13 protein-coding genes are annotated in these 14,079 nt (G+C 69.1%); 9 read left to right on the top strand and 4 right to left on the bottom strand.

Annotated features, from left to right (window positions below; genetic code table 11):
- Window positions 1-77: 77 nt before the first annotated feature.
- From ACYVF6_RS28245 to ACYVF6_RS28260, 4 genes are all read left to right on the top strand, one after another.
- Window positions 78-980 (top strand): DUF929 family protein, encoded by a 903-nt coding sequence (locus ACYVF6_RS28245; protein ID WP_460525629.1) that lies wholly within the window; start codon window positions 78-80, stop codon window positions 978-980.
- Between the two features lie 103 nt (window positions 981-1,083).
- Window positions 1,084-1,575 (top strand): hypothetical protein, encoded by a 492-nt coding sequence (locus ACYVF6_RS28250; RefSeq protein WP_460525630.1) that lies wholly within the window; start codon window positions 1,084-1,086, stop codon window positions 1,573-1,575.
- A gap of 45 nt (window positions 1,576-1,620) precedes the next feature.
- Entirely contained in the window at window positions 1,621-2,322 is a 702-nt protein-coding gene (locus tag ACYVF6_RS28255) for a response regulator (RefSeq protein ID WP_460525631.1), read from the top strand.
- Window positions 2,319-3,428, top strand: coding sequence for a sensor histidine kinase (locus tag ACYVF6_RS28260; protein ID WP_460525632.1), 1,110 nt, complete (start codon window positions 2,319-2,321; stop codon window positions 3,426-3,428). The genes ACYVF6_RS28255 and ACYVF6_RS28260 overlap by 4 nt, the downstream gene beginning before the upstream one ends.
- 43 nt (window positions 3,429-3,471) lie before the next feature.
- On the opposite strand, the gene ACYVF6_RS28265 is transcribed toward ACYVF6_RS28260, so the two are convergent.
- Window positions 3,472-4,083: a hypothetical protein gene (locus tag ACYVF6_RS28265; protein WP_460525633.1), complete on the bottom strand. Its 612-nt coding sequence runs from the start codon at window positions 4,081-4,083 to the stop codon at window positions 3,472-3,474.
- 110 nt (window positions 4,084-4,193) lie between these two features.
- Window positions 4,194-5,177 (bottom strand): GlxA family transcriptional regulator, encoded by a 984-nt coding sequence (locus tag ACYVF6_RS28270; RefSeq protein WP_460525634.1) that lies wholly within the window; start codon window positions 5,175-5,177, stop codon window positions 4,194-4,196.
- 72 nt (window positions 5,178-5,249) lie between these two features.
- Here ACYVF6_RS28270 and ACYVF6_RS28275 point away from each other — a divergent pair, with 72 nt between their 5' ends.
- The 3 genes from ACYVF6_RS28275 to ACYVF6_RS28285 all read left to right on the top strand — a co-directional run bounded on the left by ACYVF6_RS28275 (window position 5,250) and on the right by ACYVF6_RS28285 (window position 7,522).
- Window positions 5,250-5,855, top strand: coding sequence for a DJ-1/PfpI family protein (locus ACYVF6_RS28275; RefSeq protein ID WP_460525635.1), 606 nt, complete (start codon window positions 5,250-5,252; stop codon window positions 5,853-5,855).
- Window positions 5,856-6,165: 310 nt separating this feature from the next.
- A complete protein-coding gene (locus tag ACYVF6_RS28280; RefSeq protein WP_460525636.1) occupies window positions 6,166-6,642 on the top strand; it encodes a GyrI-like domain-containing protein in 477 nt (158 codons plus the stop codon).
- A gap of 127 nt (window positions 6,643-6,769) precedes the next feature.
- Window positions 6,770-7,522 carry a DUF5694 domain-containing protein gene (locus ACYVF6_RS28285; RefSeq protein WP_460525637.1) on the top strand — a complete coding sequence of 251 codons (753 nt, stop codon included), beginning with the start codon at window positions 6,770-6,772 and terminating at the stop codon, window positions 7,520-7,522.
- A 13-nt stretch (window positions 7,523-7,535) separates the two neighbouring features.
- Here the strand turns inward: ACYVF6_RS28285 and ACYVF6_RS28290 are convergent, their stop codons facing one another.
- Window positions 7,536-9,716, bottom strand: a complete 2,181-nt coding sequence (locus tag ACYVF6_RS28290; RefSeq protein WP_460525638.1) for a glycoside hydrolase family 5 protein — start codon at window positions 9,714-9,716, stop codon at window positions 7,536-7,538.
- Window positions 9,713-10,705 carry a cellulase family glycosylhydrolase gene (locus tag ACYVF6_RS28295; RefSeq protein WP_460525639.1) on the bottom strand — a complete coding sequence of 331 codons (993 nt, stop codon included), beginning with the start codon at window positions 10,703-10,705 and terminating at the stop codon, window positions 9,713-9,715. Before ACYVF6_RS28295 ends, ACYVF6_RS28290 begins: the two co-directional genes overlap by 4 nt.
- A 107-nt stretch (window positions 10,706-10,812) precedes the next feature.
- Between ACYVF6_RS28295 and ACYVF6_RS28300 the strand changes: the two genes are divergently transcribed.
- Window positions 10,813-11,835, top strand: a complete 1,023-nt coding sequence (locus tag ACYVF6_RS28300) for a LacI family DNA-binding transcriptional regulator (RefSeq protein WP_460525640.1) — start codon at window positions 10,813-10,815, stop codon at window positions 11,833-11,835.
- A 136-nt stretch (window positions 11,836-11,971) separates the two neighbouring features.
- Complete coding sequence (locus tag ACYVF6_RS28305; RefSeq protein ID WP_460525641.1) at window positions 11,972-14,029, top strand: GxGYxYP domain-containing protein; 2,058 nt, start codon at window positions 11,972-11,974, stop codon at window positions 14,027-14,029.
- Window positions 14,030-14,079: the final 50 nt, after the last annotated feature.

The following is a 14,079-nucleotide window of genomic DNA, read 5'->3' on the forward strand; positions in this document are numbered from 1 at the left end:
TCCGGATGGAACGCTCGGGCTGGGACCTCGAGCCCACGCTCGTACGGTCTGTCCGGCCTCGGAGGGAAGGAAACGGCATGGCATCGTCCAACGCTCAGCGGCGGCGCGCTGGACAGGAGTCGGCGCGGGCGAAGGTCGCCGCGATCCGGGCCGAGCAGGAACGATCGGCCCGTCGCAGGCGGCTTGCGATCGTCGCCTCCATCCTGGCCGGTGTGCTGGTCGTGGTCGGCGGGATCGTCGCGATCTCGCTCACCCGCGAGGACAAGGCGCAGACCGCACAGCCGGGTGCCGGGCTGCCCGCGGGCGTACTCGACGCGGTCGTTTCGGTTCCGGACGATGTGCTGAACGGAATCGGCAAGGGCAGCGCCGTCTCGCTGCCCACATCCGTTTCCGGAGCGGCTCTCACCAGGGACGGCAAGCCGCAGGTGCTCTACGTCGGCGCGGAGTTCTGCCCCTACTGTGCCGGCGAGCGATGGGCGCTGGTGGTCGCGCTGTCCAGGTTCGGGACGTTCGGCGGCCTGGGTGCGACCACATCCGCGGCGGAGGACGCCTATCCGAACACGCCCACGTTCACCTTTCACGGCGCGACCTACCGCAGCCAGTACGTCGACTTCGTAGGCAAGGAGCTCAACACCAACCAGCCCGAAGCCTCTGGGTACGCGCCGCTCGACAAGCTCACGGCCCAGGAGGATGCGGAGTTCGCCAAGCTGACCAACGGCGAGCGGAGCTTCCCGCTGGTCGACATCACTGGAAAGTACGCCATCCGTGGCGCGCAGTACGACCTGGAGGTACTCGAAGGCAGGACCATGGAGCAGATCGCCGCCGCACTGAAGGACGCCGACAGCCCGATCGCCAAGGCGATCGACGGATCGGCCAACACCATCACCGCCGCCGTGTGCGAGACAACCAACGGCCGGCCCGCCAGTGTCTGCGACTCCCCGGCTGTCAGCGCACTGCGGGAACAGCTGCGGGCCGGCTAGAAGCTCGCTGCCGGCTTCACGGTCACTTCACATCGGCAACGGTCGACGCTTCACAGTCGAGCAGCAGACTTCCAGGTAACAGAAACGAAGGGAGCTGGCAGAAATGAAGTCGAACCGCAAGCGTCTCGCCCTGGGAGTCGCCGGCCTCGGGCTGCTCGGAGTACTCGCCGGTGGCATTGGTCCGGCGCAGGCGACGTCCGGGCCCGCCGAACCGCCCTCCCCCACCGCGACCTCGGCGACCCTGCCGTGCCCCGGCATGGGCACGGGCACCATGATGCAGGGCGCTCCGATGACCGCGGCGGCGAAGTACCTCGGCCTGAGCCTGGACCAGCTGCAGAGCCGGCTGCGGGCCGGGTCGTCGCTCGCCGACATCGCCAAGGAACAGGGCAAATCGACAGCCGGCTTGAAGAACGCGATGATCGCGGCCATGAAGAAGAGCCTGGACGCCAACACCACGTTGACGCAGGCACAGAAGGATCGGATGCTCGAGCAGATGAAGAGCCGGCTCGACGCGATGGTGTCCGGTGCTCACAGGTCCGGCGGAATGAACGGAATGATGGGGAACGGCCGGATGGGCTCCGGGATGTGGCGGTAGCCCTGCGGCCACAGGTGGCCAGAGCCCGCGGAAGGAGGACGGATCATGCGACGGGTTCTGGTCGTCGACGACGAGCCACACATCCGGACGGTGTTGCGCGGCTACCTGGAGGCCGACGGCTTCTCGGTCGCGGAAGCGGCCGACGGAGCCGCCGCCCTGTCGGCACTCCGCGATGACCCACCCGACCTGGTGCTGCTGGACGTGATGCTGCCCGGCTCCGACGGCCTGGACGGGCTCGAAGTGCTCCGGCGGCTCCGCGGTTTCAGCGACACCTACGTCATCCTCGTCACCGCGCGCTCGGAGGAGGTCGACAAGCTGGTCGGACTCGGCGTCGGCGCGGACGACTACGTGACAAAGCCGTTCAGCCCCAGGGAGGTCGTCGCCCGGGTGAAGGCGGTGCTCCGCCGAGGCCGGGTCACCCGCGCGGAGCCGGAGACCTCGCTGCACTTCGACGCCGGCCTGGCCATCGACCTGGCGGGCCGCGAGGTGAGCATGAACGGAACCCCCGTAGAGCTCTCGAGCCTGGAGTTCGACCTGCTGGCCGCACTCGCCGGCGCACCCGGCCGGGTGTACTCCCGGGCGCAACTGCTCGAACGCGTCTGGGGATATGACTTCTACGGCGACGAACGCGTCGTCGACGTCCACATTCGCAACCTGCGCGTCCGGCTGGGCGACGACGCGGGCCACCCGCACGTGATCGCCACCGTACGAGGTGCCGGCTACAAGTTCGTCGGCAGGCCGGCATGAGACCGCGGTTGCCGGTCAGGCTGTTCGTCTCCTACGCCGCCGTGGCCGTCGTCGGCTCCGCGGTCGCGTACGTGACCGTCCGGCTGCTGGCCCCACGCCTGTTCGACCACCAGATGGCGGCGATGAACGACTCCGGTATGGGTGGCATCGGCGGCATGGGCGGCCGGATGATGTCCGGCGTACGTGCCGCCTTCCTCACCGCGCTCGACACCGCCCTGCTGTCCGGTGCGCTGGCCGGCATCATCGCTGCCGGCCTGGTCGCCGCGTTGGGTGCCCGCCGGCTGCTACGACCGCTTTCCGCCGTACGTGACGCGACCCGGCGGATCGCGGCCGGAGACTACGAGGCTGTGGTCCCGATCGCCTCCGAGCCCGAGCTGGCCGCCCTCGCCACCGACGTCAACCGCCTCGCCCGCGCCCTGGGCGACACCGAGGCACGGCGGACCCGGTTGCTCGGCGACGTCGCGCACGAGATGCGTACTCCGCTGACCGCCCTCGACGGCTACGTCGAAGGGCTGATCGACGGCGTGTTCACCACGACGCCCGACACCCTGGCCTCGCTCAGTGCGGAGCTGCGGCGCCTGCACCGGCTCTCCGACGACCTGTCCAGCCTTTCGCGAGCCCAGGAAGGGCGGCTCGACCTGTCCCTGTCCGACGTCGACCTGGCCGACCTCGCCCGCCGCGCCGCCGCGCGACTCGCCCCGCAGTTCGAGGACGCGCGGATCGCCCTCGTGCTCGCCACCGATGAGAACCTGCCGGTGCGGGCCGACGCCGACCGCCTCGTCCAGGTCCTCACCAACCTGCTCGGCAACGCGCTGCTGGCAACTCCCCCGGACGGCACCGTGACGGTCACCGCCCGCCGCAGCCAGGACCGCGCGGAAGTCGCGATCGCCGACACCGGTGTGGGTCTCGCGGCCGACGACCTCGAGCGGATCTTCGAACGCTTCTACCGCGCCCCCGGGCAACCCCGCCGCTCGGGCGGAACGGGCATCGGCCTCACGATCGCCCGGGAGATCGCCCGTGCCCACGGCGGATCCGTCACGGCCACCTCGCCTGGCCGCGGGCAGGGGGCGACGTTCACCCTCGCCCTCCCCCGACGTCCGATCTGACGCTGTCGAGCTCGCTTGCCAGTGCTCGGACGAACCGGCTCGGTCAGCCGAGATCGGCGATCCGACAAGAGCGGTACGCCGTCCAGTCGACGCTGTTGCCCTGGGCGTCGATCACGGTGACATGCAGCGAGACCCAGGGACGCAGTACGGAACTGGGATGGCGCACCGTGGCCACCCACCTGTCGCCGGTGCCGCTGACCGGGACCGGCACCCAGGACTGCCCGTCGTTGTACGAGACGTCCAGCTCCACGGACTTCGCGTCACCCTGCGTCCCTTCGAGGGCGAGCTCCAGCGGAAAGACCTCGCCGGCCGGCGCACGGCCCCAGCCGTCGAACGCACCGGATACGCGGGCCGAGATGATCGGCAGGTGGATGACTCCGTGCCCGGAGTTGGTACCGGTGAACGTCCAGGTACTCGAGACTCTCGGTAGGTAGCCGGACCACGACACCTGCCGCCTCGCGTTCATGGTCACGGTGTACCGGCTCGTTCCGACGAAATCGTTCCAGGTCACCAACGAGTACGGATTCTGCCTCGTGGCGATCCGCACGCCATCACGTTCCAGCACGATCTCGCCCTGGACCGCGTCGCCGGAGGAGTAGATCAACCCGCCGCCTGAGGAGTTGAACGGACCCAGGTCGATGTCCATCTCGTCCACGCCCCAGAACGCTCCGTCACCTGGTGGGCTGAAAGCGGCTGTACTCAGCTTGACGGCGGCGACCTGGCCTGGTCAACGCCGCCCCCATAGTAGAGAACGCGCCTGGTCTCTCATCCTGCCCACGGCCGCGCGGAGTTGGTCGCGCGATATGAACGCCGGTAGGCCTGCGGGCTCATCCCAATAGTGCGGTTGAAGTGCTGGCGTAGCACGACAGCGGTCCCGAAGCCGGCGCCTTCGGCGACTTGCTCGATCGTGAGCTCGGTGGTCTCGAGCAGCTCCTGGGCGCGCTGCAACCGCAGCCGGATCAGCCATCGCAGTGGTGTCGTTCCGGTCTGGGCGCGGAAGCGGCGGCTCAGCGAGCGCGTGCTGAGCGAGGCGTGCTCGGCGATGTCGTGGAGCGTCAGTGGGTCGGTGAGGTGGGCCTGCATCCATTCCAGCGTCGACTCCAGCCCGCCGCTATCGATGGGCGTCGGCGTCTGGACGAACTGGGCCTGCGTGCCCGAACGATGCGGCGCCAGCACGAGCCGGCGGGCCGTCGCGGCAGCCACGACCGCACCGTGGTCGCGGCGGACGAGGTGGAGGCACAGGTCGACGCCGGCGGTGACACCGGCGGACGTCAGCACGTCACCGTCGTCCACGTAGAGCGCGTCGGCGTCCACGGTGACGACTGGATATCGGCGGGCGAGACCGGCGGCGTGCGCCCAGTGGGCGGTCACCCGGCGGCCGGTCACCAGGCCCGCGGCGGCCAGGACGTAGACACCCATGCAGATCGATGCGATCCGGGCACCACCGCGGTGTGCGGCGCGAACGACCTCCAGCACGTCGGGTGGCTGCCGGTCGGCGGTCTCCGACGACGGCACGATCAGCGTGTCGGCGTCGACAGCGGCGTCGAGCGGGTACGGCGGGACGACCCGGAACATCTCCAGCCCTGACGACGTGGCACCAACGCCGTTCGAGTCGCCGCAGACCCGGACGTCGTACAGATGGTCGCCGGTGTCCGGGTGCCGGGCCGAGCCGAAGACCTGGCAGGGCATGCCCAGCTCGAAGCCGACGACCCCTTCGATGGCCAGGATGGCCACGCGGTGACGGCGCATGGCGCGAATCTATCGAAGAGCGTCCTTCCAGCCACTCGTTACGCAAGGAGCCGAACGGCACAGTTGCCAGGCATGAGAGTCGAGGTCCTGATGTTCGAAGGCGTTGCCGACATGGACGCCGTGCAGCCCCACCACGTGTTCCGCAAGGCGCAGGCGCTCGGTGCGGACGTCGAGTCCGTGCTGGTGACCGCGGACGGCGCGTCCGAGGTCGCCGGCTGCTACGGGACCCGCTACACCGGGCTGGTGGAGTGGACGCCGGAGGCCGCCGACGTCCTCGTTGTCGCCGGTGGCTGGGTCGAGGCGGACATCGAGCGGGGCATCATCCCGAAGCAGCTCGCCGAGGCGAAACGGCGAGGTGGTGACCGCCTGATCCTTGCCGGGTCGGACGCCGGCTCGCTCTACCTCGGCGCGGCCGGGTTGCTCACCGGCCGCCCGGCGACAACGCATCGTCCAGGTCACCAGCTGCTGGGGACGTGGGCCGGCGAGGTCGTCGACGCCAGGATCGTCGACGACGGTGACCTGATCACCTCCAGCAGCGGATGGCTGGCCGGGATCGACCTGGCCCTGTACCTCCTCGAGCGCGAGCTGGACGATCCCCGGACGGCCGTCACGATCGAGGAGTGGATCGGCCACGACCGTCGCGGCACCGTGTGGCGCCGGGCGACTGAGCGGCGGTGAGCCCCACGCCATAACGGAGACAGCTGGACACGAGGACGGAGTCCGTTATCCTGGCGATTGGCGTTGATCCGCCGCCGCACCTCCATCGGCTCTCCCCAGCAGAGCCGCTCGACGGAGGCAAAGGGGACCACATCCTCGGATCGCTGTCCCGGTCAGCCGCCGGGCGCCGTCGCTGGGGGACGTTGCGCCAGGCGAGGAGGGCCGGATGACGGCGAATCGCAATCGAAAGCGACTCGTTCGACAACGCATGCAGCGAACGGGCGAGTCCTACACGGCTGCCCTCCGGCACCTCCGATCCAAGAGGAGTGCCATGTCAACGCAAGCCATCAACGTCAACGTGACCGCCATCGTGCGCAAGACGCTCAGCGACCAGCCGGTCCTGTGCGTCCGGAGCACCGAGACCGACGGACCCGCGGCCGGCGAAGCGATCGCCGAGGCCTGGGCGGCGCGCGAACACCAAGGGCTGGAGTCCGCCGGTCCGCCGTACTTGACGTCCGCCGAAACCGGCGGATGGGAGGCCGGCGTACCCGTCGCGACCACCGGCGTCCCCGAGGGCCGCGTCGTTCCGGGCGTGTTGCCCGGTGGCGAGGTCGCGTCCGCCTACTACGCGGGCAGCATCTACGACAGCGAGCAGGTCGAGGCCGTCGTCGCGAACCTGCGTACGCAGCTCGAGGCCGCCGGGCTCGAACCGGCCGGGCCGTTGCGCTGGATCTACCTCACCGACCCAGAGCAGACGCCTGACCCCGGCAACCACTACACCGAGCTCCACTGGCCCGTCAGGAGCTAGAGCCGCTGCCTCCAGCGCGCCACCGCCGCCGGCCGGCCCGTCGTGCCGGCCGGCGGTGGTGCGGTCGCCGGGCCGGCCGGAGAGCCGGTGCCTCCGCTCGCCGCTGTGCCTGGATAGCTTTGTGGGCATGTCCGAGGCCAAGCTGCGCGCGCTGCTCGTCGGTACGTACCACTTCCAGTCGCGACCCGGCGGTGGCGGCGAGGATGCCGAGCCCGCCAGCATGAAGACCCCGGAGAAGCAGGCCGAGCTCGACCATGTGGTCGAGCTGCTCGCCGCCTACGAGCCGACCAAGGTGATGGTCCAGGCGCCGTACGCGATGGCCAAGCAGGTCATCACGCAGTACACGCTGTACCGCTTCGGCACCTACGAGCCCGGCCAGAACGAGGTCCACCAGGTCGGCTACCGGCTGGCCCGGCGGCTCGGCCACGACGAGATCTTCCCCATCGACGTCCTGCACCGGTGGTGGGAGCCCGGCATCGAGGAGGTCACGGCCAAGAGCCCGGCAGCCGCCGAGCTGCTCGACCAGATCCAGCAGCGGCTGCGGACCGCCGACCGCGCGGACGACGAGGACTACGACCGTACGGTCGCCCAGCGGCTCGCCGCGCTCAACGCCGGCGAGCAGGGCACATCCGGGCTCGAGGACTACCTCACCGCCTGGGTCCGCCTGGTCGACGGCGACAACTACGCCGGGGCCGACGTCGTCGGCAACTGGTACCACCGCAACCTGCGCATCTACGCCAACCTGCTGCGCTCCGCCCAGCCGGGCGATCGTCTGCTGGTGTTCTACGGCGCCGCCCACATCCCCGTCCTGCGGCAGCTGCTCTCGGCGTCCGGCCAGTTCGTCCTCGACGACCCGCTGGACTACCTCGCCGAGGACTGAACCGGCCGGCCCGTCACACCGCGATCCCCGTCGCCGCGGACAACGCGGACCACATCGCCGTCATCTGCGCGTCGGTCAACGCGACGGAGAACGGCAGCATCGCCCACACGTCGCCGTCGAAGTAGACGTCGTCGTTGTACCAGCGGAAGTACCCGATGTTCACATGGTTCTCGTAGTCGAACGTGAACGTGCTCGTCGCCGCCGCGGCCATGGCGACCTGCTCCCCGTCCACCCACGTCGTACGCTGTCCGCCGCCGCTCCACCGCACGGCGTAGATGTGCCACGCGGAGATGTCGATTCCCATGGCCAGGTTCGGCTCGCCGGTCATCTCCCAGGCTCCGCTCTGGTTGCCCAGCACGTTGTACTGCACGAAGTGCCAGCTGAGCAGCCGTTGCATGTGCGCGAGCGAGTTCGGTTTACAGACCAGGAAGCAGGTGAACCCTGTCAGCCCGTTCAGCGGCGACACCGCGTCCATCCGGCTGCGGGCCAGCCGCAGCACCGGCATGCCGTTCAGCCCGTCGAGCACGAGCTTCGGGTAGTCGGCAGGCGACGAGGCCAGCTGTCCGCCGTCGGACGCGTTGTGGTTCTGCGTGACGACAGGTCCGGCGTGCCGGCCGGCCGGTGACTGATCCGCCAGTGTGACAACGGAAACCTCCGCGCCGCCTGCCCAGGCGGAGATCGCCGCGCTGTCCAGCGTGTCGTCGGCGCGGAACGCGAACGCGCGCTGCGCACCGTCGCCCGCCCGTCGCAGCGTCACCGCGTCGCCGATGAACGGGGTGTAGAGCCTGCGAGTCGCCAGCACGTTGAGGATTCCGCTCGCGGGCACGGCGGAGTAGGCGTCGGCCCTGGTGGAAAACCCGACGGTGCCGGGGTCGGTGAGCCCGGAGGAGTTCGTACAGCCGATCGTGTACGTCGCCGTCGCGGGCGCGGTGTAGGCGAACGTCGCCAGGCCGTTGAACCCGCTCGCGAGCGTCAGGCTCGTGGGTACGAAGCTGCCGCCCGCGCCGCCGTCGTCCGGCCGGATCGTCAGCGGCTGCGTGTGATAGCCGCGATAGTCGACGGTGAACGGGGCCGACGCCGTGCCCGCGGAGCCGCGATCCGGCCCGGAGAGGTAGTAGTCGGTGGGCGCGGCACCACCGGTGTACTTCTCCAGCACCGCCATCTGCACCGTGTCGCGGCCGTCGCGGAGCGGCTGGATGCCCATGGGGTACTGGTCGAACCACGGACCGGCCGACCAGTAGGTGAGGCCGATTCCGTTGTCCTGGCAGAAGGCAAGCGTGTTGTCGAGGGTCTCCAGCCAGTGCGGGTCGTCGTTGCCGGTGCCGGCCTCACCGACCTGACCGCGGAAACCATGCTCTGTAAGCCAGTTGACGAATCCCGTCAGGCGCTCGACACCGATCTGCGTCGTGAGCGGGCCGGGCGGGCTCTTCAACTGGTCGCCCGCGGCCACTTCCTCGGACCAGCTGAAGTGCGTACCCGAGGAGTCGCGGTCGAAGTAGGTGTGTGCGGAGTAGACGAGGTTGCCGGCCGGATCGTGCAGATCGAGCGAGCCGTTGACCTGCACCCAGCTCGCGGCCGACGACCAGTGGTCGCCCTCGGCGAGGATCAGGGTCGCCGTGTCGACGGCTCGAACTGCGTCAATCGCCGCTTGCGCGGCTTCCGGCCAGGCCGGCGGGCTCGGCAGATTCGCCGGCTCGTTCATCAGGTCGTACGCCGCGACGCCCGGCCGGCCGGCGAACACCGTGGCCAGCCGCGTCCACAGGTTGGCGAAATGCGCGCCGGTGAGCGCACCGTCGCCGAGCTTGTTCGAGCCGTACCCTCCGAAGTTGTGCGGGTCGAGGATGAGCTCCTGACCGATCGAGGCAGCGTGGTCGACCAGATCGGTGACGAAGCCGAGGTACATCGCGTCGAGCTCACCGTTCAGCTGGGGTTGGATCCGTTCCCATTTGAACGGCAGCCTGATCGTCGTGAGCCCACGGCTTCGCAGGTAGTCGAGGTCGGCGTGCGTGGGCACCGCGTAGTTGGTGTTGGGGATGCCCGGCACTGTGCCGCCGACCTCGAGGCCGGACAGGTTGGCGCCGGCATAGAAGCCGTCGGCGTAGGCACGCCCTTTCCAGGCAGGCGAAACCACCAGTCCGGCAGTGAGCGCGCCGGTGGCCGCGAGCAGTTGCCGGCGGCTGAGTTCGTGGTTCATGATGTCTCCGTCCGTGCGGCGTCCAGCAGGCGGTCGCGTACGCCGGCGCCGTAGCCCGACGGCGTACCGTTCCAGTCGGCGATCAGGCCGGGGAAACCGCAGTCGCCGGGGTACCAACCCCAGGCCAGCCAGCCGATGCCTTTCGGGCTCGCCCAGGCGGTGAGCCGGTCGCTGAAGTCGTGGTCGCAGTCGGTGTCGCCGAACTCCCCGAACACCGTCGGCACCTGCGCGGCGATCGGCGCGACGTCTGCGTCCCAGCAGGCCTCGGTGTTGCAGCCGGTGTAGTCGTAGACGTGCACGCTGGCGACGATGTTGTGCAGCGGGTCGTCCGGACGATACGCAAGCCAGCCGCCGCAGCCGTTTCCCCAACCGTTGCAGGTGACCAGTAGCGGTTGGGTCGCGCCGGTCGAACGTACGGCGTCGACCAGCGACTGCATGCCCGCCGCCTGCCAGCCGTCGACGACACAGCCGTCGCGCCAGCACGCGTCGGAGATGTCGTGCGGCTCGTTGTAGAGGTCGAACAGCACCCGGGCGTTGCCCTTGAACCGGGTCGCGACCGAACGCCAGAAGTCGGGGCTGTGGTCGGCGTTGGCCATCTTCTGCTGGCCGGTCGCCGACGCGGTTCCGGCGGCGCTCCAGTGCAGGTCGAGGACGACGTTGACGCCGGCGCCGGTCAGCCGGCCGACCCAGCCGGCGATCGCGTTCTGGTAGTTCGCGCCACCATATTCCGCCGGAACGCCGTTTATGCCGAGCCAGCAGTGTTCGTTCAACGGAACGCGTACGGTGTTCGGCTGCCAGGACGTGATCGTCGAGACCGCCGCGTCGTCGGCCGGTCCGTCGAAGATCCCCCAGCCTTGTACACAAGGCCATTCGGTGCCCGGGCGATTGAAGCCCAGCAGCTGCCCGGGCACCGCGCTGGGTTGCCTTGGTGCCGGCCTCGGTGCCGGTGCCGCGGTGCTCACGGCCGTCCAGGCAACCAGCAGGGTCACGATCAGGATGAGGAGTTTCGCAGGTCGCACCATACTTTGATGACTTAGTACTTAAACCTTTAAGTGTCAATCGCTCACGCTCTTCGAATATGCGAGAATGGGCGGCGATGAGCTCCCGACGAGTGACGATCGCCGACATCGCGCGGCACGCGCAGGTGTCGACGAGTGCGGTCTCGTACGCGCTCAACGACCTGCCGGGCGTCGGCGCCACGACCCGCGAACGCATCCTCGCGATCGCCGACAGCCTCGGCTGGCGGCCCAACAGCGCGGCCCGCACGCTGCACTCGTCACGGACGAACGCGCTCGGCCTGCTGCTGCTCGGCACCGAACGGCCGCTGGGCCACAGCGCCGAATACTTCGTCGACTTCCTGGCCGGTGTCCAGGACGAGCTCGCCGACCGCGACATCCTGCTGGTGCTGCACACCGTGCCCGACCTCGACGCCGCCATCGAGACGTACCGCCGCTGGTGGGCCGAACGCCGCGTCGACGGCGTGCTCCTGCTCAACCCGCTGGTCGACGACCCGCGGATCCCGGTGCTCGAACAGCTCGGCATGCCTGCCGTCGTCGTCGGCGACGTCCGCCGGCGCAGCCCGCTCCCGTCCGTCTGGACCGACGACCGGCACGCGATGGCGCTCGCCGTGCGCTACCTCGCCGAGCTCGGCCACACCCGGATCGCGCGGCTCGGCATCCGCCCCGACTACCTCCACTCCGAGATCCGCCGGCGCGCCTTCACCGCCGCGATGCGCAAAGCGGGCCTGTCGCCTGACCTCGTCGCCTCGCACACCGGCGACCCGCCCGACTACGAGCTCGTCCTCGCCCTGCTCGACTCCCCCGACCCGCCGACCGCCCTCCTCGTCGAGGACGCCGGCATGGCGGCCCGGGTCACCGCGCGGCTGAGTGGCCTGGGCATCCGGGTCCCCGCCGATCTCTCCCTCCTCGCCTGGGACGACGCCACCCTCTGCCGCATGATCCACCCCACCCTCACCGTCCTTCACCGCGACGTCCGCCACTACGGCCGCCAGGCCGCCGCCCACCTCCTCCGCGCCATCGCCGGCGAAGACCCCGGCAGCCTCGAAGGCGTCACCACCGACCTGGTCATCCGCGACAGCACCGCCGCCCGTGGACGGTGAGTGGACAGCACGTGGACGGGATTGGCCGACCTTGGACTCGTGAAAGAACTTGCCGGTGCGTTGTCACGTCCTTACGCTGCGATTCACCGTGTCGTCTTCCCGGCGATGCGAGGGCAAACGCAGAAGGGGTACGCCAATGATCCGGCACGTCCGTGTCGGTTTGACTCTGCTGGCTGTCACCGCGATGGCGGCCACGTTCGGAGTCACCGCACCCAACAACGCGTCCGCAGATCAGGGCGGATCCGGCATCAGCTGGCCGCAGGGTCAGGCGCTGCCGCACTTCGCCGAGCCGAAACGGCTCGATGTCGTCGATCTTCCTGCGCTCGACGGCGACCTGAAACTCATGCTTGGCAGCTTGCAGGGGGTGGTCAACCGCAGCGAGCCGAGGATCTACCTGATCGGGCCCGACGCCACCAACGGCGAGGGCCGGCTCACATGGCTGAAGGAGCTGAACGTCCCGTACCAGATCCACAAGGATCCCTGGGCGGTCGTGTCGAAATACCGCTCGTCGGTTCGCGGCATCATCATCACCGACCCGAACCTGATCGACACCAACAACGTCGCCACGACGCTGGCCGGGTTGAAGAACGGCATCGTCGCGAGCCCGGCGCTGGCCGACCGGCTCAAGAGCAAGTACGGCCTGCCGGTGCTCGACGACCTGCGCGGCAAGTTCACCAGCCGCCTGCAGGCGTACCAATGGCAGTACGAGCACCTGTGGCCGCAGACCACGCACCGGATGCTGGTCGGTCTCTCGCCCGAACGCGACGTTCCGCTGCCGCCAGGCATCCCCGAGGGTTACACCACGATCGCCAAGACCACCGATCACGTGCACGACGGGTCCAACCAGCAGGTCTACGACTTCGACCTCTCCGACCAGCTGGGTGGAGACGCCGTATGGGTCCGCTTCGACGACGCGTTCACCGACGACGGGTGGGGGCCCGCGGTGTCCCAGGTCACGGTCAAGGCCGGCGACCAGGTGATCGCACAGTTCGCTCCCGGCACGGACGCCGAGGAACCCTTCCTCTTCGACCACGGCAACTCCCAGATCAGCTCCGGCCCACCGCAGCACCGGTACGCCGACGGAAACCGCTACTTCGTCTACCGCTTCGCTCCGCCCGCCGGCACGCAGCAGCTCACGCTCTCGGTGGAGATGTGGAACGAGTACACCGTCTCAGTCACGAACCAGGAGCCGGACCGGTTGTACTACGAGGCCTATGCCTACCTGCGCGACTACGCCGTCGCCAACAAGGCGATGGTGTTCTGGCTCGACCCGAACATCGACGCCGAGCGCGAGTTGTTCGAGCAGATCATGAGCGAAACGCAGGCGCCGACGCCCTACCTCGGCTGGTTCGCACAAGACGTCGCCGGCGAGTTCGGCGGCACTCAGCTGGCCTCTGAGCACGGCGTGTACGTCCTGGCCGCGGACTGGTTCGAGAACATGACTGTGCACTCGGGCTCACGCGCGCCGGTCTCCGACCACCAGAAGGCGGCGCCGGTTCCTCCGCTGGAGAACAAGATCTACGTCACGTTCACCATGTCGGAGGGCGACAACCTGCAGTACAACGAGCATCGCCTCCGACAGCTGTGGGACGACCCCGGCCGCGGCTCGGTGCCGATCAACTGGAGCACCTCGCCGCTGCTGCTCGACGCCGCACCGAACTTCCTCAGCCACTTCCAGCGAACGGCCACCGCCAACGATCTGCTGATCGCCGGGCCGTCCGGCGCGGGGTACATCTACCCCACGCCCTGGCCGGACGACACGTTCGGCAAGTACACCGCGCAGACCAGCAAGTACATGAAGGCGACCGGTATGGACATCGTGTACGTCCTCAACCGGGTCGACGGCGAGAACGTCGATCTCACGCCGGCTGAGGCGACGGCCTACGTCGAGCAGGTCAAGCCGAGAGGCATGCTGCTCAGCTGGCAGGGCACCACGGAGACCACGATGCTGAACGGCAAGGTGCCGCTGTCGACGGTCCTGGGCACGGGCGGAGTCGAGGACATCAAGAGCTCGATCGCCGAGGCGTCGGCCGACTGGGACGGCAACTCGCCGTTGTTCCTGTCGATCGGTGTGCTGGCCTGGAACACCACGCCCACCAACCTCAAGACGGTCGCCGACTCGCTGGATGCGAAGTACCAGATCGTACGCGGTGACCAGTACTTCGAGCTGGCGAGGAAGGCCGCCGGGAGCTGATCGGGCTCGAGCCAGGCTCGAGTGAAACAGACGTACCCGCGCTCATCGCA

This window comes from Flindersiella endophytica (assembly GCF_054779015.1).

Coding starts and splice junctions, on each gene's coding strand:
- ACYVF6_RS28245 (WP_460525629.1), top strand. CDS start 78: ATGGCATCGTCCAACGCTCAGCGGCGGCGCGCTGGACAGGAGTCGGCG.
- ACYVF6_RS28250 (WP_460525630.1), top strand. CDS start 1,084: ATGAAGTCGAACCGCAAGCGTCTCGCCCTGGGAGTCGCCGGCCTCGGG.
- ACYVF6_RS28255 (WP_460525631.1), top strand. CDS start 1,621: ATGCGACGGGTTCTGGTCGTCGACGACGAGCCACACATCCGGACGGTG.
- ACYVF6_RS28260 (WP_460525632.1), top strand. CDS start 2,319: ATGAGACCGCGGTTGCCGGTCAGGCTGTTCGTCTCCTACGCCGCCGTG.
- ACYVF6_RS28270 (WP_460525634.1), bottom strand. CDS start 5,177: ATGCGCCGTCACCGCGTGGCCATCCTGGCCATCGAAGGGGTCGTCGGC.
- ACYVF6_RS28275 (WP_460525635.1), top strand. CDS start 5,250: ATGAGAGTCGAGGTCCTGATGTTCGAAGGCGTTGCCGACATGGACGCC.
- ACYVF6_RS28280 (WP_460525636.1), top strand. CDS start 6,166: ATGTCAACGCAAGCCATCAACGTCAACGTGACCGCCATCGTGCGCAAG.
- ACYVF6_RS28285 (WP_460525637.1), top strand. CDS start 6,770: ATGTCCGAGGCCAAGCTGCGCGCGCTGCTCGTCGGTACGTACCACTTC.
- ACYVF6_RS28290 (WP_460525638.1), bottom strand. CDS start 9,716: ATGAACCACGAACTCAGCCGCCGGCAACTGCTCGCGGCCACCGGCGCG.
- ACYVF6_RS28300 (WP_460525640.1), top strand. CDS start 10,813: ATGAGCTCCCGACGAGTGACGATCGCCGACATCGCGCGGCACGCGCAG.
- ACYVF6_RS28305 (WP_460525641.1), top strand. CDS start 11,972: ATGATCCGGCACGTCCGTGTCGGTTTGACTCTGCTGGCTGTCACCGCG.